19 protein-coding genes and 1 pseudogene are annotated in these 21,986 nt (G+C 74.6%); 12 read left to right on the forward strand and 8 right to left on the reverse strand.

Annotation, left to right across the window (positions count from 1 at the left end; genetic code table 11):
- Window positions 1-6 precede the first annotated feature (6 nt).
- Window positions 7-1,428, forward strand: a complete 1,422-nt coding sequence (locus tag ACY34K_RS23850) for a helix-turn-helix domain-containing protein (RefSeq protein WP_462750424.1) — start codon at window positions 7-9, stop codon at window positions 1,426-1,428.
- Here the strand turns inward: ACY34K_RS23850 and ACY34K_RS23855 are convergent.
- The 4 genes and pseudogenes from ACY34K_RS23855 to ACY34K_RS23870 form a co-directional block, all read right to left on the reverse strand.
- Window positions 1,383-3,116: a CHAT domain-containing protein gene (locus tag ACY34K_RS23855; protein WP_462750492.1), complete on the reverse strand. Its 1,734-nt coding sequence runs from the start codon at window positions 3,114-3,116 to the stop codon at window positions 1,383-1,385. The two genes, ACY34K_RS23850 and ACY34K_RS23855, sit on opposite strands and share 46 nt — an antisense overlap.
- 341 nt (window positions 3,117-3,457) lie before the next feature.
- Window positions 3,458-3,680 (reverse strand): annotated as a pseudogene (locus tag ACY34K_RS23860) (hypothetical protein); the annotation flags it as partial.
- Between the two features lie 64 nt (window positions 3,681-3,744).
- Window positions 3,745-4,956: a PucR family transcriptional regulator gene (locus ACY34K_RS23865; RefSeq protein WP_462750426.1), complete on the reverse strand. Its 1,212-nt coding sequence runs from the start codon at window positions 4,954-4,956 to the stop codon at window positions 3,745-3,747.
- A 34-nt stretch (window positions 4,957-4,990) separates the two neighbouring features.
- Window positions 4,991-5,191: a hypothetical protein gene (locus ACY34K_RS23870; protein ID WP_462750428.1), complete on the reverse strand. Its 201-nt coding sequence runs from the start codon at window positions 5,189-5,191 to the stop codon at window positions 4,991-4,993.
- A 194-nt stretch (window positions 5,192-5,385) separates the two neighbouring features.
- Here ACY34K_RS23870 and ACY34K_RS23875 point away from each other — a divergent pair, with 194 nt between their 5' ends.
- The 8 genes from ACY34K_RS23875 (at window position 5,386) to ACY34K_RS23910 (ending at window position 16,185) form a co-directional block, all read left to right on the forward strand.
- Window positions 5,386-6,360 (forward strand): PorA family protein, encoded by a 975-nt coding sequence (locus ACY34K_RS23875; protein WP_462750430.1) that lies wholly within the window; start codon window positions 5,386-5,388, stop codon window positions 6,358-6,360.
- A gap of 268 nt (window positions 6,361-6,628) precedes the next feature.
- The gene (locus ACY34K_RS23880; protein WP_462750432.1) at window positions 6,629-7,831 is read left to right on the forward strand and encodes a glycosyltransferase family 4 protein; all 1,203 of its coding nucleotides are present in this window, start codon (window positions 6,629-6,631) and stop codon (window positions 7,829-7,831) included.
- A 46-nt stretch (window positions 7,832-7,877) separates the two neighbouring features.
- Window positions 7,878-8,603, forward strand: coding sequence for a class I SAM-dependent methyltransferase (locus ACY34K_RS23885; RefSeq protein ID WP_462750494.1), 726 nt, complete (start codon window positions 7,878-7,880; stop codon window positions 8,601-8,603).
- Window positions 8,604-8,625: 22 nt separating this feature from the next.
- Window positions 8,626-12,867 (forward strand): alpha-(1->3)-arabinofuranosyltransferase domain-containing protein, encoded by a 4,242-nt coding sequence (locus ACY34K_RS23890; protein WP_462750434.1) that lies wholly within the window; start codon window positions 8,626-8,628, stop codon window positions 12,865-12,867.
- A gap of 86 nt (window positions 12,868-12,953) precedes the next feature.
- On the forward strand, window positions 12,954-14,243 hold the full coding sequence (locus tag ACY34K_RS23895; RefSeq protein ID WP_462750436.1) for a condensation protein: 1,290 nt from the start codon (window positions 12,954-12,956) through the stop codon (window positions 14,241-14,243).
- 16 nt (window positions 14,244-14,259) lie between these two features.
- Window positions 14,260-15,030, forward strand: coding sequence for a class I SAM-dependent methyltransferase (locus tag ACY34K_RS23900; RefSeq protein ID WP_462750438.1), 771 nt, complete (start codon window positions 14,260-14,262; stop codon window positions 15,028-15,030).
- Window positions 15,031-15,034: 4 nt separating this feature from the next.
- The gene (locus ACY34K_RS23905; protein WP_462750440.1) at window positions 15,035-15,955 is read left to right on the forward strand and encodes a DMT family transporter; all 921 of its coding nucleotides are present in this window, start codon (window positions 15,035-15,037) and stop codon (window positions 15,953-15,955) included.
- Window positions 15,952-16,185 (forward strand): Trm112 family protein, encoded by a 234-nt coding sequence (locus tag ACY34K_RS23910; RefSeq protein ID WP_462750442.1) that lies wholly within the window; start codon window positions 15,952-15,954, stop codon window positions 16,183-16,185. The genes ACY34K_RS23905 and ACY34K_RS23910 overlap by 4 nt, the downstream gene beginning before the upstream one ends.
- On the opposite strand, the gene ACY34K_RS23915 is transcribed toward ACY34K_RS23910, so the two are convergent.
- Window positions 16,142-17,008 (reverse strand): class I SAM-dependent methyltransferase, encoded by an 867-nt coding sequence (locus ACY34K_RS23915; protein WP_462750444.1) that lies wholly within the window; start codon window positions 17,006-17,008, stop codon window positions 16,142-16,144. The two genes, ACY34K_RS23910 and ACY34K_RS23915, sit on opposite strands and share 44 nt — an antisense overlap.
- 157 nt (window positions 17,009-17,165) lie before the next feature.
- On the opposite strand from ACY34K_RS23915, the gene ACY34K_RS23920 reads away from it, so the two are divergent.
- On the forward strand, window positions 17,166-17,753 hold the full coding sequence (locus tag ACY34K_RS23920; protein ID WP_462750446.1) for a TetR/AcrR family transcriptional regulator: 588 nt from the start codon (window positions 17,166-17,168) through the stop codon (window positions 17,751-17,753).
- 200 nt (window positions 17,754-17,953) lie between these two features.
- Here the strand turns inward: ACY34K_RS23920 and ACY34K_RS23925 are convergent, their stop codons facing one another.
- A complete protein-coding gene (locus tag ACY34K_RS23925) occupies window positions 17,954-19,189 on the reverse strand; it encodes an MFS transporter (RefSeq protein WP_462750448.1) in 1,236 nt (411 codons plus the stop codon).
- A gap of 5 nt (window positions 19,190-19,194) precedes the next feature.
- Entirely contained in the window at window positions 19,195-20,622 is a 1,428-nt protein-coding gene (locus ACY34K_RS23930) for an NAD(P)-binding domain-containing protein (protein ID WP_462750450.1), read from the reverse strand.
- Between the two features lie 92 nt (window positions 20,623-20,714).
- Here ACY34K_RS23930 and ACY34K_RS23935 point away from each other — a divergent pair, with 92 nt between their 5' ends.
- Entirely contained in the window at window positions 20,715-21,074 is a 360-nt protein-coding gene (locus ACY34K_RS23935) for an ArsR/SmtB family transcription factor (RefSeq protein ID WP_462750452.1), read from the forward strand.
- 147 nt (window positions 21,075-21,221) lie between these two features.
- Window positions 21,222-21,641: a hypothetical protein gene (locus ACY34K_RS23940; RefSeq protein WP_462750454.1), complete on the forward strand. Its 420-nt coding sequence runs from the start codon at window positions 21,222-21,224 to the stop codon at window positions 21,639-21,641.
- Here ACY34K_RS23940 and ACY34K_RS23945 read toward each other — a convergent pair.
- Window positions 21,638-21,904 carry a hypothetical protein gene (locus ACY34K_RS23945; protein WP_462750456.1) on the reverse strand — a complete coding sequence of 89 codons (267 nt, stop codon included), beginning with the start codon at window positions 21,902-21,904 and terminating at the stop codon, window positions 21,638-21,640. The two genes, ACY34K_RS23940 and ACY34K_RS23945, sit on opposite strands and share 4 nt — an antisense overlap.
- Window positions 21,905-21,986: the final 82 nt, after the last annotated feature.

Raw genomic sequence — 21,986 nt, forward strand, 5'->3', positions numbered from 1 at the left:
ATACCGATGGACGAACCGGCCGAGATCGGCCGCCGGGTGCGGCAACTGCGACAGGAACGCGGTCTGACACAACGCCGGCTGGCCGAACCGGAGTACACCCCCGCCTATGTCTCCACCCTGGAGTCGGGCAAGGTCCGCCCCTCCGAGGCCGCGTTGCGGTTCCTCGCCGAACGGCTCGGCACCTCGTACGAGGAGCTGGCCACCGGGCAGCCCGCCCACCTGGCGACCGAGCTCCGGCTCGCGCTGGCGGACGCGCGCCACGAACTCGCCACCGGCGCCGCGGACGAGGCCGCCGCCCGCTTCACCCGGCTCCTCACCGAAGCCGAGCGCCTCGGCCTGGCCCCCGAGTGCGCCGACGCCCACCTCGGCCTCGGCGAGTGCGTCCTGGAGTCGGGCGAACTGGAGGAGGCCCACCGCCACTTCGAGGCGGCGGAGCGGCTCCTGTCCGACCGCCCGCTCCCCCACCGCACCCGGGCGATCCGTGGCCGCGCCGTCGCCCATCTGCTCGCCGGGGAGCTGCGCTACGCCTGCTACCTCCTGGAGTCGGCGATCGACGAGCTCGGCGCCGGGGGCCTGGCCGACCCGGACACGCTGGTGCTGCTCTACACCGCGATCATCGGTCCGTACATCGACATGGGCGCCCACGCCCGCGCCGCGCACGCCGCCGAACTCGCCCTCGCGCTGGCACCGCGCGTCAGCGACCCGGCGCTGGTGGCCGGCATGCACCGGCAGGTGGCCCGTACGTTCCTCGGCGAGGGGCGCGCCGCGGACGCCGACGCGTCACTCGCCAAGGCCCAGTCGATCTACCAGCACCTCCAACTGGGCACCGGCCTCGCGCACTGTCACTGGATGCGCGGGTACGTCCGGGCCCAGAACGGCGAACTGGCCGACGCCGAGCGTGAACTGCGCACCGCGCGGGAGATGCTGACCGCCCGGCGCGCGCCGCTCTACACCGCCCAGGTCGAGGTGGAACTGGCCGATGTCCTCCGCCGCCTCGGACGGTACGAGGAGGCCGCCCGACTCCTGTGCGCGCTCCTGGAACTGGACGACCGGCACGGCGCCGTGCACGCGGGGGGCGCGCACCGGCTGCTCGGGCTCATCGCCGAGGAGCGCGGGGACGACGAGGCCGCCGAGGAGCACTACGTCCGCGCGCTCGCGCTGCTGGAGCGGAGCGGCGCCTCGGGCGACCTCGCCGATCTGTGCCGGCTGCTGGGCGACCTGCTCCGCCGCACCGGCCGCACGGAGGCGGCCCTGGACGTGTACCGCACGGGGCTGGGTCACCGGGTGACCCCGGGCACGACGACGCTGGGGCCCGCGCCGGCGGCGGCGGTTCCGCTGCCGGGCTTCCCCGGTGTGCCGGTGGTTCCGGGGCCGGCGCGGCGTCAGCCCCCGGGGACGACGACCGCACGGGCGGCCGGGCTGCCGTAGACGGCGTACGCGAGCCAGGTCGGGTCGCCGTCCCGTTCCCGCACGGCTTGCCGGGCCCGCAGGGACGCCTTGCTCAAGTCACTGCCGCGGTCGACCAGTTCCTCGTAGAAGGCCTCGGCGAAGGCCAGCGCGGCGTCCGAGCGCACGGGCCACAGCGTGCCGACGAACGCGCCGGCGCCCGAGCGCAGGAACTGCGTGCCCCACCCGAGGCTGGTGGCGAACCAGCCGATCTCCCCGGCGCTGCGGCACGCGTTGAAGAAGACCAGGGGCCGTGCGCCGCGCAGGGCACCCGAGTGCGTGGCGTAGGAGAGGTCGATCGGGTCGAAGGCGCCGTCCCGCATGGTCACGCTCGATCCCGCACCGGTGAAGGCGTTGTGGCAGGCGAAGTGCAGCAGTCCGGCGAAGCCGTCCTCGACGAGCGTGCCGACCGCGGCGCGGTCGGTGAGGACCCCGCCGTCCGCGACCCGGTCCCCCAGGACCCGCCGCACCGCGGCCACCTCCTGGTGCGCCTCGGGCGGCGATTCCGGAGGCACGACGAACGCCATGTTCGGCACGGACAGCTCCCGGACGCGCTCCTGGCCGAACGCGCGGCGCACGACGGGCAGCCACTCGGACAGGAACCCGGCCCCCTCACGCCCGCTGTCGAGGGGATACAGCAACTCCCAGGGGATCATGTCGTGTTCACCGAGGATGGTCATCGACGAGATGCGGTCCGCCTCGTCCCAGAACTGGCGGCGCACGGCGTCGGGCACCGCCGACGCCCACAGCTCGACGCCCAGGTTGCGCAGCCGGCGGCGGGCCGCGACGGGATCCACGGAGGGCCCCGCGGCCGCGGCCATGCGGCGCAGCTCGTCGTAGATGCGCTCGACGGTCTGCCGAGGGTCACCGGCCAGCAGCCGGAACGCCTCCGGTGCGTAGCAGGTCTCACTGATCAGCTGGAAGCTGTAGGCCCCGTCGGCGCCGCGCAGTACCTGCAGGGTCACCTCGCCGGGGTCGAAGGCGACCGTGGCGAGCGGTACGTCCCGCGGCGGGCCGCCCCTGGCCGGAGTGCCGGGCTGCACCGAGATCTGCACACGCAGCTCACCGAGGAACGAACCACCGTGGAAAGCCCGTACGGTCACGGTCCGCAGACCGCTCTGGGCGGTGCGCAGACCGAAGGTCAGTACGGCTGAGTCCTCGCCGGGCCGGACGGTGAGCTCCTGCTGGAGGTCTCCCAGCGCGATCAGGCCCGGGGCGTGCACGGTGATCAGCAGCCGGGCCCCGGAGGACGGCACGGCGAAGCCGCGGAGCCGTACGGCAGGCACCGCCTCCGGGTCGGCTCCCCGCGTGATCTGCACCTGCAGCGGGATCTCGGTGCCGGGCGGCGCCTGTTCGACCAGTTCGACGGTCATACGGCGCGGTTCGGGGTCGTCGTCGTCGGCACCGCGGTCGCCGGGAGGCCGGCCGGGCGGCGAGGAGGGCGGTCCCGGCGGGACGCCGTGGTCCGGGCCCGTGAACATGGGGCCGCCGAAGTCGGGGCTGCTGAAGTCGGGACGGCTGAACGAGTGTCCTGCGGGGCCCGCCGCCGGCCGGTGCGACGGGCCCGCCTCCTGCGGGCGGACGGTACGGCGGTCGGTTTCGTCCCCCACCCCGCGTCCGGTGGGAGCGGGCCACGGCTCGGCGAGGGCATCGCGCAGGAAGGGCACCATCCCGCGCTCGACGAGGGCGGCGTGCCAGGCCTCCCGGGCCCGCTCGACGTCGTGCGCGATGCTGTCGTCCCGGGGCCGCGCCCTCGCCGCGATCCTCGTCCTGGTCGCACCGATCAGCTCCGCCAGCACCAGGATCACCGCGGGGGCGAGGAGACCTCCGCCGACGGCGATCACGGACAGGGCCGCCGTGTGTCCGTGGCTCGCGCGGAGCAGGAGGAAACTCGCCAGCAGCAGGAGCACGGCGCCCAGGACACCGAGGGTCAGGTTCCCGGGGTGGAAGGCCCGCGACCCCGGCGGCTCGCCGAGCGGGTCGGCGGGCGCGCGGGCCGCGGTGACCGGCGACCGGGACTGCTCGCGGACCTTCACATAGTGTGCGTACTCCGCCGCCGCGGCAGCGGTGATCAGCGCCGAGGCGTTCAGGGCCATCGCGCGCAGCTGCCCGGCGTCGAGCCGTCGCCCGAGCGCGCTGAGCTCGGGCCGGTCGGGCGCGGTCCGCAGCAGGTCGTCGAGAGCGCGTTCGTACTCCGCACGGTCCTCGGTCAGAAGGTGCGGAAAGCTGTTCATCGGCCTCCCCCGTGGCGGACGGCTTCGGGCTCGCGATCCACGGGCGAGCCTACGCGCCCGGCGGTCACCCGGGGGGCGGGTCCAGAAGACCGCGCAGACGCCGGGCCCGCAGGATCAGCTCCAGTTCGAAGCGGCGGTCCGGGTCCTCCAGTTCCTCACCCCACAGTTCCCTGATCCGGCGGAGCCGGTAGCGGACGGTCTGGGGGTGCACGCCCAGGCGGGCCGCCACCTCCGGCGCGCCGCCGCCCGTCTCCAGCCAGGCCAGCAGGGTGGCGGCAAGGCGGCCGGCCTGGGTGGGTCCGGCGTCGGTGAGCTGGGCGAGCCGCCGGTGCGCGAGGTCCTCGATCAGTTCCTCGGCCGGGAGCAGGACCAGCGCCTCGGTGTGTTCGGTGCAGTCGAGGAACTGGTCCCGGGGCAGCAGGTCACGGCTCATCAGCCGGACGGCCCGCTCCGCCCAGCGCAGCGACCTGATCGCCTCGTGCAGGGGGACGCCCGGTCCGATCGCGCCGGTCCAGCCGACCATGGCCCGCCGCAGCAGTTCCAGCCGGCCGGGGGCGTCCGGGTCGGGCACCACCAGGCGGGGCCGCTCCTGGTCGAGGTCGAGGAGCGCGTCGTCGCCGACGGCCGGGGCGACCGCCTCCTCGGTGGGGCGGACGAGGACCGCCACGGCCACGGTCCGGGGGAGCTGCCAGTCGATCCGGCCGGCCCGTTCGGCCAGGGCGGCGGTCGGGTCGCCCCGGTGCTCGGTCAGTACGAGGTCGATCAACTGACGCTGGAGCCGCAGCCGTTCGTCGGCGCGGCGCGCGGCGGCCTCCGCGTACCCGAGCACCGACTGGGCGACGAGGTCGTCGAGGAACTCGAACGCCGCCTCGGCCAGTTCGTACATGGCGGGCGGTGGGATCTCCAGTTCCCGTCCGATCTCCGCCAGATGACGCCAGGACAACCGGACGCCCAGGCGGTAGATCGCCTGGAGCGAGTCCAGGCTGCGGCCCTCGCGGACCTCACCCCGCCCGAAGTCGCGGAAGACGTCGCTGAGCGCGCCCGGACTCTCGGCCCCCTCGGTCAGATGGCGGACGAAGTAGTCCAGCGCCCGCCGGATGCCCACGAGCGCCTTGGGCTCGCCCGACTCGTCGAGGACGACCGGCAGGGTGGGGTGCTCCCGCCGGATCTGGCGGAGGATGTCCTCGGCCAGTTCGGGCACGTGCGCCATGGCCAGTTCGGCGAACTTCTCCGTCTGGGCGCGCGGCACGTCCTGCCACACCGATGACGTCGGCACCTGCACCACCTCCCAGGGCCTCGGGCCCGCGTGATCAGTGGTCCACCGCTCCGCCCGCACCACCCCGCGGCGCGCTCCCACCGCCCTGCGGCGAGGAGGCGTCGGGGAAGGAGACGAGCGGAACGTTCGGCTGTTCCGGAACGGTGTCCAGGGCTCGGACGATGCCCACGGCGGATGCCACCGCGAGCGCGGCGGCGACGGCGCAGGTCACGAGGGCGGTGAGAAGTCTTGGCATGGGGACGTGAACCTCTCGGTCAGTGAGGATGTCACCCAGTGCAACCGGCCCGGTCCGGCATCGATCAGTATCAGCGGGCATTGACAGTTGGTCAACCCCGGCCTACGTTCTGCCGACCAGAGCTGCCTACTCCTCGGTAGCCGGTTCGCACGCGCTGCCCATCGCACACCCCCGTCCCCACAGGAGGTGGCCGCATGCGCCGCCCGACCTCGACCTTTTCCCTGACACTGCTGGGTATCGGCACGTTCCTGCTGGTGCTCGCGCCCCTGCTGGCGTGGTACGTGGAGCCCCGCGCGAAACGCACTCCGCTGGACATCGACTCCACCACGGTCTTCTCCGGGACCGGCAGCTACTTCGACACCTCGGCGGTCGCCACGGTCAAAGACCGGGAGATCACGATTACCCGGCGTGTTCTGGGCGATGTGGCCGAAGGCGCCCGCACCGGTCGCGCCGTCTGGGACGTCTCGACCCAGATCGACACACCGAGGTCCAGACCGCTGCGCGACCCCCGCAAGGCGTTGCAGTGGACGACCGAGCGCTGGGTGACCGACCGGGCCACCAACCGGCCGGTGCACTGCTGCGGCGAGAGCCCGGCGGAGTTCCAGGGCGAGGCGTACCTGAAGTTCCCCTTCGACGTGCAGCGCCGGGGCTACCGCTGGTGGGACAGCACGCTGGGCGCGACCGTACCGCTGCGTTTCGACGGGACGACCCGGGTGCACGGCCATCCCGGATACCGGTTCTTCGGCACCGTGGAGCCCACCAGGACGGGCAGCCGTCAGGTCCCCGGGAAGCTGGTCGGGCGCCCGGAGCAGGGCCAGGTGCTGGCCGAGGAGTGGTATGCCAACGACGGGATCGAGCTGGTCGTGGACCGGCGCACGGGCAGGATCCTCAACGCCGCCATCGCTCCCACGAAAACACTGCGGGCCCCCGGCTCCGCGCGGGACGCGGTCACCCTGCTGCACAGCGAGCGGCTGGAATTCACCACCGCGACGCAACGCGCCCAGGTGGCGCTGGCCTCCGAGGACGGCGGTCGGCTCCGGCTGCTCGGGGAGACCGTTCCGGCCGTCGGCGGGGTACTGGGCGGGCTGCTCTTCGCGACCGGCGCACTGCTGCTGGTCCGGGCGGGGCGGCGCGGCGAGGCGGCGGCAGCGGCGTGCTCAGGCCCGTGACGAAAACACCGCCCGTTGCAGCCGGAAATTGTCACCCAGCTGAGTAGCCACACATCGAAACGATGCCAACACTGTTCCACACCCCGGACTGACCACCCGACTCGACACCTTGCGTCGCCCCCAGTGCTTCACCCCGGAAGCCACCTCGCTCCACCCCCGGAAGCCAGCCACCCATCGCTCCGGCCCGTGAGCCGGCACGCACCCATCACCCACCCCCACTCCGCTCCCTTCCCCCACCCCCTCCCCCACCCCACGAGTTGGAGCACCCATGCCCCAGCACGTACGGCCCCCGGTTCTCCCCTCGGTGGGCCTCGTACCGGCCCAGCCCCGTGCCGCACGCACGTCACCCCCCGTCCCCGCTCCTCCCCGCGCTCCGCTCCGGTCCGGGCCGGCGCCCCACCGGATCGTCTTCCTGGCCCGCCGCGATCTCGCCAATCCGGCCGCGGGCGGTTCGGAACTGCTCATCGACCGCGTCGCCGACGGTCTGACCGCCGCCGGCCACGACGTCACCCTGGTGTGCGGCGGACCGGCCGCCGCACGCGACTACCGCGTCGTGTCCGCGGGCGGCGACGCCGGCCACTTCCTGCGCGCCAGGCGCACCCTCGGCCGGAGGGTCGGTGACTGCGATCTGCTGGTGGAGGTCTGCAACGGCATGCCCTACCTGGCGCCGCTGTGGCACCGCGGGCCGACCGTGTGTCTGGTCAACCACGTGCACACCGATCTGTGGGGCATGCGCTGTCCCGGGCCGGCCGCCCGCCTCGGCCGGCGGCTGGAGCACTGGGCGCTGGCCGGCGCCCACCGCCGCAATCTGCTCGTCGCCGTCTCCGATTCCACCGCGTCCGCCCTGCTCGGGATCGGGGTCGACCCGGACCGGATACGGGTGGTGCACAACGGTGTCGAGGAGCCGGGACCGCTGTACCCGGAGGCCCCCGAGCCGCTGTTCGTGGCGGTCGGGCGGCTCGTCGAGTACAAGCGGATCGATCTGCTGCTGCGGCTGTGGGAGCGGGTCCGCCCGGTCACCGGCGGCCGTCTGGTGATCGTCGGCGACGGCCCGGAGCGCTCCCGGCTGGAGGCTTCGGCCGGCCCGGACGTGGTGTTCACCGGCAGGGTGGACGAGGCGGAGAAGCACCGGCTGCTGTGCCGGGCGTGGCTGTTGCTGCACCCCTCGCTGGTGGAGGGCTGGGGCCTGGTGGTGACGGAGGCCGCGGCGCGCGGCACCCCGGCGATCGGCTTCGACATCCCCGGGCTGCGGGACTCCGTGGAGCACGAGGTGACCGGAGTGCTGGCCCGCGGCGAGAGCTCGTTCGCCGCCGCCTGGTGCACCCTGGCGCTGAGCGGGGAGCGGAGGGCCGCCTTCGGGCGGGCGGCCGCCGCGCGCGCCGAGCGGTACCGGTGGGGCGCCACGGTCCGCGCCTTCCGGGACGTCGCCGCCGAGGCCGTGGCGCGGGCGGCCGCCGGACCGGGCAGGTGAGGGGACCGTGCTGAAGGACCCGTCACCGCCGGCCGGGCCGCCGCCGCTGAAGGACCCGTCGCTGCGCAGATCGCTCACCCTGTTCCGGGCGTTCCTGCGGGAGCAGAGCGACCCCGACCACTGCTACAGCCTGCTGGCCCGCGACTCGGTCGCCCAGGTGGAGAAGTACATCGACCTGCCCGGCCGGATCGTCGTGGACGTCGGCGGCGGCAGCGGCTGGTTCGCCGAGGAGTTCCGGCGCAGAGGCGCGCACAGCTATCTGTTCGAGCCGGACCCGCGCGAGATGACCGCCCGCGGCCGGCCACCGGCGGGCGCCGTGGTCGCCGACGGCTATCTGCTGCCGCTGGCCGACGGGGCCGTCGACGTCTGCTTCTCGTCCAATGTGCTGGAGCACGTCGCCGACACCCAGACGTTCCTCAGCGAGATGGTGCGCGTGACCCGGCCGGGCGGGCTGATCTACGTGGCGTTCACCAACTGGCTCTCGCCGTGGGGCGGTCACGAGACGGCGCCGTGGCACTACCTCGGCGCGGACCGGGCCCGCGCCCGCTACCGCCGGCGCACCGGCCGCGACGCGAAGCACACCGTCGGCGAGAACCTCTTCCCCGTCCACATCGGCCCCACCCTGCGTCAGGTACGCGCCCGCGACGACGTGCGGGTGGTCTCGGCCCGTTCGCGGTACTGGCCGTCGTTCGCGGGCGCCATCACCCGGCTGCCGGGGCTGAGGGAGATCGCCACCTGGAACCTCCTGCTGATCCTGCGGCGGTGCCCATGAGCGAGCGAAGCGAGGGACAGTCATGAGCAGCACGGTGCAGGCTCCCCCGCGGGGCCCCCGGTCCGCCCCGGCCCCGGTCCCCGACCCGTCTCCGCCACGGCAGGGGCGGCGGGCGCTGCTCTGGTTCTGGGCCGCGGTCCTCGTCGCCTTCCTGGCCGTGTCCCCCGGCCGGATGACCTTCGAGACCAAGCTGGCCGTGGCCGCCGACCCGTGGCGGTTCATCGGCGACCTGGGTCAACTGTGGCAGGACCGCGCCGGGTTCGGCACGATCGCGGACCAGTACGTGGGCTACGCCTTCCCGATGCTGCCCTACTACGCCCTGACGGACCTGTTGCAGGTCCCGGTGTGGCTGGCCGAGCGGCTGTGGTTGTCGCTGGTGGTCACCACCGCCTTCTGGGGCGCGCTGCGGCTCGCCGAACGATTCGGTGCGGGCACGCCCGCGACCAGGCTGCTCGGTGCGGCGGGATACGCCCTGTGGCCGACGTTCACCATCGTCGTCGGCTCCACGTCGGCGGCGGCGCTGCCCGGTGCGATGCTTCCCTGGGTGCTGCTGCCGCTGACCTCGGCCGGGCTGCGGCCGCGGGTCGCCGCGGCCCGGTCGGCTCTGCTGATCCCGCTGATGGGCGGGGTGAACGCCGCCTCCACACTGGCTTCGCTGCTGCCCGTGGGCCTCTATCTGCTCACCCGGCCCGCCGGGCCCCGGCGGCGGGCGCTGCTGGGCTGGTGGATCCCGGGCGTACTGCTCGCCACCCTGTGGTGGGTGGTGCCGCTGCTGCTGCTCGGCGCGTACGGCGAGGACTTCATGCCGTACGTGGAACAGGCCGACACGACCACCGCCACCATGTCCGCCACGGAGCTGCTGCGCGGTGCCGGCAACTGGGTGGCGTACCTCAACTTCGGCGAGCCGTGGCTGCCCGCCGGCTGGACCGTTGCGGCCTCCGTGGTCACGGTGCTCGGGTCGGCGTTCGCGGCCGCGCTGGGGCTCGCCGGACTGGCCCGGCGGGACGTCCCCGAGCGGCGCTGGCTGCTGCTGACCGTGCTGGCCGTCGCCCTGATCGCCCTCGCCGGCTACCGAGGCGCCCTCGGCGGCCCGTTCCACGGCGCCGTGCAGGACTGGCTGGACGGTCCGCTGCGGCCGTTCCGCAACATCTACAAGTTCCAGCCGGGGCTCGCCCTGGCACTGGCGGTCGGCCTGGCGCACGTCACGGCGGTCTTCGCGGCCGGCGGTGACCGGCCGAGTGCGCGAGGCCGCCGTGCCGCCGACCGCCGCCGGCTCGTTCCGGTGCTCGCGGCGCTCCTGGTGCTGCCCGGTCTCGCCTGGCCGTACGTCAACGGGAGCGTTCTGCAGCCCGGCGGGTTCGGCGCGCTGCCGTCCCACTGGAAGCAGGCCGCGGGCTGGCTCGACGAGCACGCCCGTGACAGCCGTGCGCTGGTGGTGCCGGCGACGGCGCACGGCCTTTACACCTGGGGCTCGCCCATCGACCAGCCGCTGGACGTGCTGGCCCGGACGCCGTGGGCCCAGCGTGACTTCGTGCCCTTCGGCACGGCGGGTTCGCGCCGGGCGATGGACGCGGTGGAGCAGGCGCTGATGACCGGTGGCGAGGTGCCGGGGCTGTCCGCGTTCCTGGCCCGGGCCGGGCTGCACGACGTGGTGGTGCGCAACGACCTCGATCCGGACCAGATCGGCTATGTGCCGCCGCAGACGGTGCGCAGGACCCTGGAGTCGTCCGGGTACCGCAGGGCCGCCGCGTTCGGGCCGCTGGTGACCGGCGGCCGGATCCACGACAACACCCCCGTCGAGGTACAGGCGCTGTATCCGAGGCTCCGCGCGGTGGAGATCTACCGGCCCGTGGAGCGCGAGGCGCCCGGCCGGGTCGCCGTGGACGCCGTCGACGACACGGTGGTGGTGAGCGGCGGGCCGGAGGCCCTGCTGCGGCTGTCCGCGGATCCGGCGACGGCCGGCCGCCCGGCGGTGCTGGCCTCGGACCGGCATCCCGGGCTGGACACCGCCGTCGTGCACGCGGTCGCCGACGGGCTGCGCCGCGCGGACACCCGTTTCGGGCTGGTCAACTCCCAGACGTCGTTCACCTACACCGCGACCGAGCGGAACCATCCGGGCAGTGCGCAGGACCCCGGTGAGGGGCCCCGGCAGATCCTGCCCGCGCGTGGGGCCGAGCACCAGACGACGGCCGTGCTGCGCGGCGCGGCCGAGGTCACCGCGTCCACCAGCGGCAACTGGCTGTTCCACCTGCCGCAGTACGACCCGGTGAACGCCTTCGACGGGAACCCGGACACCGCGTGGACCGAGGGCACCGCGGGCGAACCGGTCGGACAGTGGCTGCGGGTGCGGTTCTCCGGGCCGACCGAGGTCCCCGCGTCGATCCGGCTGACCCCGCTGCCCGGGGACGGGATGCGGGCCGCGCCCACACAGGTGCGGATCGCGACCGACCGGGGCGAGGTGGACAGTCCGCTGCGGCCGGACGGCACCGAGCAGACGGTCAGGGCCCCCGCGGGGCAGGCGCGGTGGCTGGAGGTGCGGATCCTCGGTTCGCAGCAGGCCCGGCCGGGCCTGTCGGGCGTGGGGTTCGCCGAGGTGAGCGTGCCCGGTGTGCAGGTGACCCGGTTGCTGGCGCTGCCGCGGGACGCGCGGGACTCGCGCTCGCCGGCCCGGGTGTACTCGCTGCACCGGGGCAGCGACCCGGGCGGGCTGTCCCCGGTCTCCGCCGAGGTGGGCCTGCACCGGCAGTTCGACACCGACGAGGCCGCCGAGCACCGGGTGTCCGCCCGCGCCCTGCCGGTACCGGGCGAGGACCTGGACCGGCTGCTGGACCGGGTGGCGCCCGGGCAGCGCAAGAGGGTCACCGCGACCGCCGGCTCCACCAGTCGCAGCGGGACGTCGCTGAGCGCCCGCAACCTGGTCGACGGCGATCTGACGACGGCCTGGGTCGCCGGGAGCCGGCCGGTGGTGCATCTGCGCTGGCCCGGCAGGCGCACGGTCGACTCGGTGGTGCTCGCGGCGGCGGGCGGTCTGTCGACCCGCCCCGAGCAGGTGCAGATCAGTTCGCCGTACGGGGCGGCCACCGCCGACGTCGACAGCAACGGTCTCGCCCGGTTCGAGCCCCTCACCACCGACCGGCTGGACATCACGGTCACCAGGGCCGCGCCCATGACGGTCCACAACCCGGTGGCCGACGCCGACCTGCAACTGCCGGTCGGGCTGAGCGAGGTGTACGTCCCGGCACTGGACGACCTGCGGGTGAAGCGGCCCGCGCCCGGTACCCGGTTCTCCGTGCCGTGCGGGCAGGGACCGGCGCTGGCCGTGGACGGCACCCTGCACACGACCAGGGTGTCCGGGCTGGTGCGCGATCTGACCGACCGCCGGCCGGTGAAGGTCGAGTTGTGCGCGGGTGAGGCGAAGGACGGCGGTCTGCGGCTGGCCGCCGGGCAGCACCGGGTCGAGGCGGGCGACAGCGGCCCGCTGGCCATCACCGACGTCACCCTCACCAGCGGGGAGGTCCCGGCAGCCTCCGGTTCGGGCGGTCGCGAGGCGACCGTGCGGGCCTGGGACGGCGACCGGCGCGAGGTGTCCGTGTCGGCGGGCGACGGTGGCGCCTCGTACCTGCGGACGTTCGAGAACGTCAACGACGGCTGGAAGGCCACCCTGGACGGGGAGGAACTCACCCCGGTCCGGCTGGACGGCTGGCAGCAGGGGTGGCTCGTTCCGGCCGGTGCGTCCGGGACCGTGACGCTGACGTACGAGCCGGCTCGGCTGTACTGGGCCGGTCTGACCGCCGGCGCCGCCGGGCTCCTGGCGCTGGCCGGGCTCGCCTTCGTGGGCCGCAGCCGACGCGCGGCCGTCGGCGAGCGGGCGTTGCCGGCGCCCCCGGCTCCGGGCGTGGTCGTCGGAACGGTCGCGCTGACGGCGGTCGTCGCCGTGGTCGCGGGACCGGTCGCCCTGGTGGTGCCGGTCCTGGCGGTGGTCGCGCGGCTGTGGCCGCGCGCGCTGGTGCCGCTCGCGTTCGCCGCCATGGCGGCCGCCGGTGTCGTCGCCGCGACCGGTGTCGGTGCGCCGGTCACCGCGGGCCACGGCGCGTTCAACGGGTTCGCGCAGGCGCTCGCTCTGGTCGCCCTGGCCGCGGCCGTGGTGACGCTGCGGCGGACGGAGGCCCCGGGGAGCGGAACCGTCCCCCGGGAGGAGGCGTCGGCGCCTCCCGGAACCGCGCGGCCGGGTCACGGGCCCGGCGGGCACGGGGGTGAGCGGTGAACGGCCCGCGGACCGCCCGCCCTTCCGGCAGACCGGTTCCCGGCCCGCCGCCCGGGACGCGCATCCCGTTTCCGACGGTCGACGAGGTGTCCCGGCACTGTCTGCGCGCGGCTGAGCCGGAGACCGTGCATCTGGAGGTCCACCTGCCCGGGAGGCCGGACCCGGTGCGGCTGCGGGAGGCCTTCGGACGGGCCCTGCTGCGGCACTCCAGGGCGCTGGTACGGCAGGCTCCCGCCCACTGGTACCGGAGGTCGTACGAGTGGGAGCTGACGGGTGTACCGGACACCGAGCCGGTGACGTTCCCGCCGCCGGGGGCCTCGGCCCTGGACCGGGCCCGTGCCCGCGCCCTGGAGCACTGTCCCCCGCTCTCGCTCTCGCCGCCGGCACGTCTGGAGGTCGTCGTCATGGACGGGGACACCCGGTGTGTGCTGCTGCTCACCGTTCATCACACGGCGCTGGACGCCCCGTCGGCGCTGCGGCTGCTGGCGACCACGGCCGAGTTGTACGGCGGCGCCGGCAACGCCCCCGCGGTCTCCTCGCCTTCCGCCGCGCGGGCCGGAGGCACCGCTTCTCCTCGGCGAGGGGCGGTCTGGGAACGGCCCGCCCGCATCCGCGCGAGCCGCCCCCGGCGAGCTGCCGGGCCGGCGCGGACGGCCGGGAACGGGATGTTCCTCGCCGAGTGGGCGGTGCCGGGGCGGCCCGGACACGGCGGGGTGAGGTGCACGGTCAACGATCAGCTGCTGGTCGCGACCGCGCTGACGGTGAGCCGCTGGAATCTGCTGAACGGGCGGCCCGGCGGCGGCCCGGTCCGGGTCACGATGCCGGTGGACGACCGTCCCCGGGGGATGGACATGCCGCTCGGCAACGGAACGCGGCTCGTCGAGGTCGTCGTCGCCCCCGAGCAACGCCGTGACCGGGCCGCGCTCGGCCGGGAGCGGCCCGACCCCGCGGTCGTGGCGGGGCTCCTGCGGACGACGGCGGAGCGCACCCGGCTGCTCAAGGCAGTCCGGCGTGCTCCGCTCGGCGCGGCGGCCGGTCTGCTGACGGCTCCGGTGCTGCCGGTCGGAGTGCGGGGCGTACTGGCCCGCACCGCCCGGCGGGCCGCGGCGCCCTGGGCGTCGACCGTGCTGCTGAGCAACCTCGGCCGCGTTCCCTACCCGTTGGACTTCGGCGACGCGGGGCGCGCCCGGGCGGTGTGGTTCTCCGGCCCCGGCCGGATGCCCCGCGGGCTGAGCGTGAACACGGCGTCCACCGGGGGGCGGCTCCACGCGGCGCTGCGGTGGTCCCGGGCGCTGCTCGACGACGACGCGGGGGCGGAACTGGCCCGTATCTTCGGACATTCGCTGGTCGCCGTGTCCGAAGCCGCCCACCAGTGACGGGACGGAGCGCCTCATGACCGAAACGCCTGTCCGCGCCGAACCGGGCGGCGCGCCGACCCCGCGGGGGCCCGTTCCCCGGCTGCGGGACTTCTATGAGGACCCCGCGGTGCCCGTCGCCTCGGGGCCGGACCGCAGCCACCGCCAGGCCAGGATGCTGGCCCGCGCGCTCGGCCCGGCGGCGGGCGGTGCGGCGACCGTTCTCGACGTCGGGTGCGGTGACGGCTCGGCCGCGGCCGTCGCCGCCCGTGTGCTGGGTGGCCACCGGATCATCGGCGTCGACTGGTCGCAGGACGCGCTGCGCCGTGCCGCGCCCCGGATGGCGGGTGCCGTGCGGGGCGAACTGACCGGCCAGGGGCTGCCGTTCACCGACGGGACGGCGGACGCGGTGCTGTTCAGCGAGGTGATCGAGCATCTCGTCGACCCCGACGGGGCGCTGGACGAGCTGCGGCGGGTACTGCGGAAGGGCGGTCATCTGATGCTCTCCACACCGAACCTGGCGGCCTGGTACAACCGTGCCCTGCTGCTGGCCGGGGTACAGCCGGTGTTCTCCGAGGTCAGTCTGCGCCGGGTGCACGGCCGTCCGGGCAGCCAGGTGGTGGGCCATCTGCGGTTGTACACGGCCCGGGCGCTGCGGGAGTTCGTCGCCGCTTCGGGCTTCGAGGTGGTGTCGGTGGCCGGTGCCCCCTTCCACGGGGTGCCGCGTCCGCTGCGTCCGCTGGACCGGCTGGCGTGCGCGGTTCCGTCGCTGGCCTCGATCCTCCTCGTGCACGCGCGGAAGGTGTAGCGCGGTGCTCTGGGGAGTGGCCGCGGGTCTGCTGGCGAACGTGCTGTTCAGCACCGGGTTCGTGCTGGAGAAGCGGGCGCTGGCCGGTCTGCCGCCGCTGAGCGCGGGCCGTCCCGCCGCCGTGGTCCGGGTGCTCGCCGGCAGCCCGCTGTGGATCGCGGGCGCGCTGGCGCTCGGGCTGGGGTTCGCGGCCCAGCTCGCCGTGTACCGCACGCTTCCGATCGCCGTGGCGCAGGGCGTGTTCGTCTCCGGTCTGGTGCTGCTCCTGCTGCTGTCCTCGGCGGTGCTCGGCGAGCGGATCACGAGCCGGGAGCGCCGTGGGGTCGTCCTGATCGGGCTGTCCCTGCTGATGGTGGTGGGCTCGCTGCGGGGCGGTGCCGAGCGGATCGGCCGGGAGGCGCCCACGGCCGTCCTGCTCGCCCTGTGTCTGCCGGCGCTCGCCGCGGGGCTCGTCCTGCACATCGCGGCGGAGCGGAGGGCGCGCCGGCGCCACCGACTGCCGAGCGCGGGGGTCGCCTACGGCGTGGCGGTCGGCCTGGTCTACGGGGTGAGTTCGCTCGCGATCAAGGGGGTGTCGGGCCATATGACGACGCGGGACGTGGGCGGCGCGGCGCTGGAGTTGTTCACCTCCCCCTATCCGTACGTCCTCCTCGTCACCGGGAGCCTGGGCCTGGTGCTGTCGCAGACGGCGCTCCAGCGCTGCCGGGCCTCCCTGATCGTGCCGGTGTGCACGGCCGTCACGTGTGTCTTCGCCCTCACCACCGGCACCTTCGCCTTCGGCGAACCGCTTCCCGACGACCCGGTGCGGCTCGTCCTGCGGCTGGGCGGCACGGTGCTCGCGCTGTCGGTGCTGCTGACCCTGCCGCGTCACACCGATCCCATCGTCCCCGATACCCCGTCCACCGCTCGAGGGAGTGTGCGATGAACGACGACGCCGTGCTGCTGGCGATCCTGGCCTGCCCGCTCGACAAGGGTCCGCTGACCCTCGTCGACGCGGGGCAGGCGCTCTACAACCCCCGGATGCGGCGGCGCTATCCGATCGTCGACGGCATCCCGCAGCTCCTGCCCTCCTCGGGTGAACCGGTGTCTCCGGACGAGCACGAGCGGCTGCTCACCCCGCCGCCGGGCCCGGGCGCTCCGGGCGGCGGGCGGTGACCAGCCAGGCGGTACTGCGCAGCCGTACCGCGTCGCCGGTCTCGTAGGGGCGGAGGGCCGCCGTGAGCCGCCGCCGGGCGGCCACCCTCGTCTCCTCGGGGACCTGGCCGGTCAGATGGCGTCCGGGGCCGGAGGCGAGGAGGAAGCCGGCGGCGTCCTCGGCGTCCTCGCCCCAGGTGCCGTCCGTCGCGACGTGCGTGATCCGGATGTCGTCGTATCCGGCGGCGGACAGCACATGGTGCAGGGTGTCGCGGTCCGCGAGGGAGAACATGCCGGGGCCGCCGGTGGCGCCGAATCCGCCGATGGGGAGGATGTCGCGCAGCTCGGCGAGGACCCGCAGCCAGTCGTTCCCCTCCGGCTCCGCGGCGACGGCGAACGCCGCCCGGCCGCCTGGGCGGAGGGCCTCTCGGATGTGGGTCTGGGCGGCGACGGGGTCGGCGAAGAACATCACGCCGAAGCGGCTGACGGCGACGTCGAAGGCTCCCGGTTCGAAGGGGTGGACCTGGGCGTCCCCCTGTTCGAAGGCGACGTTGTCGAGGTTCTCGCGCCGTGCGCTCTGCCGGGCACGCTCCAGCATGGGGCCGGAGAGGTCGACGCCCACGGCCCGCCCGTACCGGGCCCGGCCTGCGGCCAGCCGGGTCGTGCGGCCGGCGCCGCAGCCGATGTCGAGGACGTGGTCGTGCTCGCCGATCGCGGCGGCGTCGAGGAGAGGGTCGTTGAAGCCCTCGTTCACGGCGTCCCAGCGGTCCTGGTTCCGGGCCCAGTGGCTGCCCTCGTAGCCGTTCCACGCTTCCGCCTGCGCGGTGTTGACGATGCTCGGCATTCCGTACCTCCGGATGGCTGGGGTGGTGTGCCCGAGGACCAGTATGGGCACATGCCCAAACATTATGGGCGAGCGCCCAAACTTGGCAATGGGCTTTCGGCCGCCGACGGGCGCCGTACCGTGGTGGGCCGCGTGTCCAGAACCCTGAGAGGCCTTTATGTCACCGCGTGGAGTAGCGATCCCCGACCTTCGCGAGCGGCTTTTCGACGCCGCCGAGCGGGTCGTCACCCGGGAGGGCCCGGCGGGCCTGACGAGCAGGGCGATCACCACGGAGGCGGGCTGCTCCAAGGGCGTGCTGCACACGCATTTCGACGGCCTCGACGCCTTCGTCGCCGAGCTGGTCCTCGACCGGTTCGCGCGCACCGCGCGCGAGGCGTCCGGGCTGCCCGCACGCGCGGGCCGGGACACCGTGGCCGGGAACCTCGTCACGGTGGCCCTCGGGCTCGTGAACTCCTTGCACCCCACGATGGTGGGCCTGGCCATGACCCGCGCGGACGCCTCGTCGCGGATTCGCGGGGCGCTGCGCGCCGGAGCGCCGGGTTTCACCGCCGTCCAGGACGCGATCGTGGCGTATCTGGCGGCGGAGCAACGGCTCGGCCGGCTCCCGGAGGACAGCGACACCGTCACGGTCGCGCTCGCCCTGGTGGGAACCGTCCATCACCTCCTGATGACCGGCTGGGACGGCCCGGCGGACCACCGGGAGCAGCTCGAGCGCCTGGCCACTCTGCTGGTCGGAGCCCCCTAGTAGGGCGTGTTTCGAAAGCAGCGTCGTTCGCCCGGAGGGGCGGGGCCGGGGGCGTCCGGTGCGTGCGAGCGCACGGCGGGGGGGGTACCTCCTCCGCCAGGCGCAGGGGGAGAGAGCACAGCGGGCCGCGCCGACGATCGACAACGCCGCGAGCGTGCGTGCCGGGCGCCCCCGGCCGGACGGGACCTCCGCAACACGCCCTAGCCGCCGGCCGGCGCCCGCTGTCCGGTGCCGAGGGCGAGACCGGTGGCCACCGCCGAAGCCACGGCGAGTGCGAGGAACACGCCGTCGGGGCCTCCGAGGGGTCCGGCGAGCGCGGCGCCGGCCCAGGGGGCGAGCGCGGCGGCCGTGGTCGCGGGGGCGGAGAGCAGCGCGGACAGCCGACCGTAGGCGGCGGTGCCCCAGCGGTCGGCGACGGCGGTGGCATGGAGCAGGGTGAGGTTTCCGCGCACGACTCCGGCCAGGACGGCGAGCAGGACCAGCAGGGGCACCGGGCCGGTCACGAGGGCGAGGGCGGCCGTGGTTGCTCCGCCCGCGGCGATCAGCACGGTGGTGCGGGTGGTGACTCCGGTCCTGCGGGCCAGCGTGGCGTAGAGGGTACGGCCGAGGGTCTGGCCCGCGCCGCCGAGCCCGAGTGCCCACGCCGCGGTCGTCGTGTCGATGCCGCGTGAGGTCAGTAGGGGTACGAGCCCGATGACGACTCCGTACATGGCGAAGCCGGAGAGGGTGAAGGCCAGGGCCAGCAGGAGGAAGGGGCGGCTGCGTGCCACCGGTGTGCGGCCGGGCGCGGCGGGGGCCGGCGGGGCCGGGGGCCAGGGACCGCGCAGGGCCAGGGCGTGGGCCGGGACGGTGATCAGGGCGAGGACGGCGGCGAGGACCGCGTAGGTGGCACGCCAGTCGAGGTGTGCTTCGAGCAAGGCGGTCAGCGGTGCGAAGACGGTGCTGGCCAGGCCCCCGGCGAGGGTGACGACGGTGAGGGCGCGGACGCGGTCGGTGCCCCACCAGCGGGTGACCGCGGCGAAGGCGGGCTGGTAGAAGGTGGCGGCCATCGAGACGCCGGCGAGGAGCCAGGCAGCGGTGAACAGGCGGAGGTCGGGGGCGGCGGCGACCGCCGCCAGGGACGCCACCGCGAGCAGGGAGCCGGTGGTCATGACGGCGCGCGGGCCACGGCGGTCCAGGATCCGGCCGATGGGGATCGCCGCGACGGCGGAGACGAGCAGGGCCGCGGAGAACGCCGCGGTGGCGGCGGTGGCCGACCAGCCGGTGTCGGCGGTGATGCCGGGCAGGAGGACGGGGAACGCGTAGTAGACGATCCCCCAGCCGGTGATCTGCGTGGCGCACAGCGCGGGCAGGGCGGCGCGGGGCCGCGACCGGCTCCCCGTCCCGGCTTCGGGACCGGTCCGGCTCGCCGCCCCGCGCGCGCTGGTGTTCGTCACGGCGGTCAGCAGCCGCCTCGGGCGAGCGGGGCGCCGGCGCCGATCTGCAGGGTGGCGGGGGCGCCGCAGCAGCCCCCGCCCGCGGCCGCGTCGGAGGCGCCGGACGCGGCGGGCTCGTCGAAGAGGCCGGCGCCGCCGCAGACCCCGGTCTCGGGGAGGGTGAGTTCCACGCGCTCGGCGGCCTCCCGGTCCCCGGCGAGCGCGGCGGCGATGGAACGGACCTGCTCGTAGCCGGTCATGGCGAGGAACGTCGGGGCGCGGCCGTAGCTCTTCATGCCGACGAGATGGACGTCCTTCTCGGGGTGGGAGAGTTCGTTGACGCCGTGCGGATACACCGTGCCGCAGGAGTGGACGTTGGGGTCGATGAGCGGGGCGAGCCCGACCGGGGCCTGGAGCCGCTCGTCGAGGGCCAGGCGGAGTTCGGAGAGGAAGGACAGGTCGGGACGGAGACCGGTCAGGACGATCACCTCGTCCACCGGGTCGAGACGGCGGCCGTCCTCGGCGACGAGCACCAGCCGCTCGCCGGCCTTCTCGACGGCCGTGACACGGAAGCCGGTGACGGCGTCGGCGTACCCGCCGTCCACGGCCGCCTTCGCGGCGAGACCGAGCGCCCCGCGCGCGGGGAGCTGGTCGGCCTCGCCGCCGCCGAAGGTGGAGCCGCTGATGCCGCGCCGCAGGATCCACACGGCGTGCGTGCCGGCGCCGTCGCCGGAGGTGGCGAGATCGGCGAGGGACGCGAGTGCGGTGAAGGCGGAGGCCCCGGAGCCGATGACGGCGGTCCGCCGGCCGGCGTAGCGGGCGCGTACGGCGGGGTCCCTCAGATCGGGGACGCGGTAGGAGATCCGGTCGGCGGCGGCGTGCTCACCGAGGGCGGGCAGTCCGTCGCCGCCGAGGGGAGCGGGTGTGGCCCAGGTGCCGGAGGCGTCGATGACGGCTCGCGCGAGGAGGCGCTCCTGCCGGCCGTCGGCGTGTGTCACGTGGACCGTCAGGGGCTGGGCTTCGCGGTCGGCGTCCACGATCCGGTCGCGGCCGAGGCGGGAGACCCCGGTGACACGGGCGTTGAAGCGGATCTTGTCGCCGAGGACCGCGGCCAGGGGCCGGAGGTACCGCTCCACCCAGTCGCCGCCCGTGGGATACGTCGCGGCGTCGGGCGCCGTCCAGCCGGTGGGGGCCAGCAGCTTCTCGGCGGCCGGGTCGACGAGCTCGCTCCACGTCGAGAACAGCCGGACATGGCTCCACTCCCGGACGGCGCTGCCCGCCCCGGCCCCCGCCTCCAGCACGAGGGGCTCCAGTTCCCGCTCGACGAGGTGGGCCGCGGCGGCCAGGCCGATGGGACCGGCTCCGATCACGATGACGGGCAGCTCACTGGTGGTGGTGTTCACGGTCGACTCCTCGGTGTTTCGACATCCATCGATATCGTGTGCGGCCAGCATGGCACCTGCTTCGACGACCGTCAACATAGACAATCATCTAAATCGAAGGCGCCCTCCTGGGCAGCTGGTTCGATGCGTGTCAACATAGACATATGTCGAATGTGAGCGCCCTGCCCATGGTGGAGCCCGAGGTCGCCCCGTGCTGCCCGCCCCTCACCGAACGCCCTCTGACGGCCGAAGAGGCGGTACGCACGGCCGCCATGTTCAAGGCCCTGGGCGACCCGGTGCGCCTGCGGCTGTTCTCGGCGGTCGCCTCCCACGAGGGAGGCGAGGCGTGCGTCTGCGACATCTCCGACGTGGGCGTCTCACAGCCCACCGTCAGCCATCACCTGAAGAAGCTCAAGGAGGCGGGCCTGCTCACCTCCGAGCGGCGCGGCACCTGGGTGTACTACCGCGTGGAGCCGTCCGTACTGGCGGCGATGGGCCACGTCCTGGGCCGCTACGCCGCCTAGGGCGTCCGCGGCCGAGTCGGGGTGATCCCGACCAGAGGCCGGAAAGAGCGCCGGAAAGAGCATTGCCCCGCCTCACCGCCGTCCGGTGCCCTGAAGTCACCGCGTGCCGGTCGCCCCGCACGCGAGCGACGACAGTGAGGAGGGGCCATGATCAGCGTTCCGGGACGGATGACCCGCATCCCCGTCCCCCTCGGCGACCGCGGCGCGCCGGCGTGGTGGACGTACTCGACGCCGCTGGTCTGCGCGTACGCGTTCACCGGCTCGGCCGTGCTGATCCCTCTGCTGGGCGCGGCCGGCGCGCTGCGCCACCCGGCGGCCGCGCTCGCGGCGTACTGCGCGCTGACGGCCGTCGCCTGTCTGCGTGCGCGCCCCCGCGCCGTACCGCTCACCGCGGCCGTGGGCTGGCTCTTCTACGACGGCTTCGTCGTCCACCAGCAGGGCGAACTGGCGTGGGAGGGCTCCGTCGACGCCTGCCGGCTCGGCGCGCTCCTCGCGGCGGCGCTGCTCGGAGCCGTGGCCGCACGGGTCGGTCACGCGCTCGGCGCGCGGAATGCCCAGCGGCCCTAAAGCCCGATTTCCCACACACGCGGCGGAAGCGCGGCCGCCCGGCAGTAGATGTCCAGCGCCCACGGGAAGACGGCCGCGTAGGGGTGGAGCCGCGCCCCGGGACGACTCGCCAGGAGCCGGGCCGCGTGGGCCGGACAGCCGGTGAACTCCCGCCCGTCCCCGTCGACGACGGTGACCTCGCGATGCGGATCCTCGCACGCTGTCGGGTCCTTCTCGTGCGCCGCCGCACACCTCTTCGCCGACCGCACCGCCGAACCGCCCATGGAACCCCCCGGTTTCGCCCTCGCCGACGATTCCCCCGACGCGCCCGGTGGGAACGGCAATTGGCCGAAACATCGTCATTCC

It is taken from the genome of Streptomyces sp. STAM6, assembly GCF_054963715.1.

Bases quoted from the DNA above. Each gene is read 5' to 3' on its own strand.
- ACY34K_RS23850 (WP_462750424.1), top strand. From the start codon at position 7: ATGGACGAACCGGCCGAGATCGGCCGCCGGGTGCGGCAACTGCGACAG.
- ACY34K_RS23855 (WP_462750492.1), bottom strand. From the start codon at position 3,116: ATGGTGCCCTTCCTGCGCGATGCCCTCGCCGAGCCGTGGCCCGCTCCC.
- ACY34K_RS23870 (WP_462750428.1), bottom strand. From the start codon at position 5,191: ATGCCAAGACTTCTCACCGCCCTCGTGACCTGCGCCGTCGCCGCCGCG.
- ACY34K_RS23875 (WP_462750430.1), top strand. From the start codon at position 5,386: ATGCGCCGCCCGACCTCGACCTTTTCCCTGACACTGCTGGGTATCGGC.
- ACY34K_RS23880 (WP_462750432.1), top strand. From the start codon at position 6,629: ATGCCCCAGCACGTACGGCCCCCGGTTCTCCCCTCGGTGGGCCTCGTA.
- ACY34K_RS23890 (WP_462750434.1), top strand. From the start codon at position 8,626: ATGAGCAGCACGGTGCAGGCTCCCCCGCGGGGCCCCCGGTCCGCCCCG.
- ACY34K_RS23900 (WP_462750438.1), top strand. From the start codon at position 14,260: ATGACCGAAACGCCTGTCCGCGCCGAACCGGGCGGCGCGCCGACCCCG.
- ACY34K_RS23910 (WP_462750442.1), top strand. From the start codon at position 15,952: ATGAACGACGACGCCGTGCTGCTGGCGATCCTGGCCTGCCCGCTCGAC.
- ACY34K_RS23915 (WP_462750444.1), bottom strand. From the start codon at position 17,008: ATGCCGAGCATCGTCAACACCGCGCAGGCGGAAGCGTGGAACGGCTAC.
- ACY34K_RS23920 (WP_462750446.1), top strand. From the start codon at position 17,166: ATGTCACCGCGTGGAGTAGCGATCCCCGACCTTCGCGAGCGGCTTTTC.
- ACY34K_RS23930 (WP_462750450.1), bottom strand. From the start codon at position 20,622: ATGCTGGCCGCACACGATATCGATGGATGTCGAAACACCGAGGAGTCG.
- ACY34K_RS23935 (WP_462750452.1), top strand. From the start codon at position 20,715: ATGTCGAATGTGAGCGCCCTGCCCATGGTGGAGCCCGAGGTCGCCCCG.
- ACY34K_RS23940 (WP_462750454.1), top strand. From the start codon at position 21,222: ATGATCAGCGTTCCGGGACGGATGACCCGCATCCCCGTCCCCCTCGGC.
- ACY34K_RS23945 (WP_462750456.1), bottom strand. From the start codon at position 21,904: ATGGGCGGTTCGGCGGTGCGGTCGGCGAAGAGGTGTGCGGCGGCGCAC.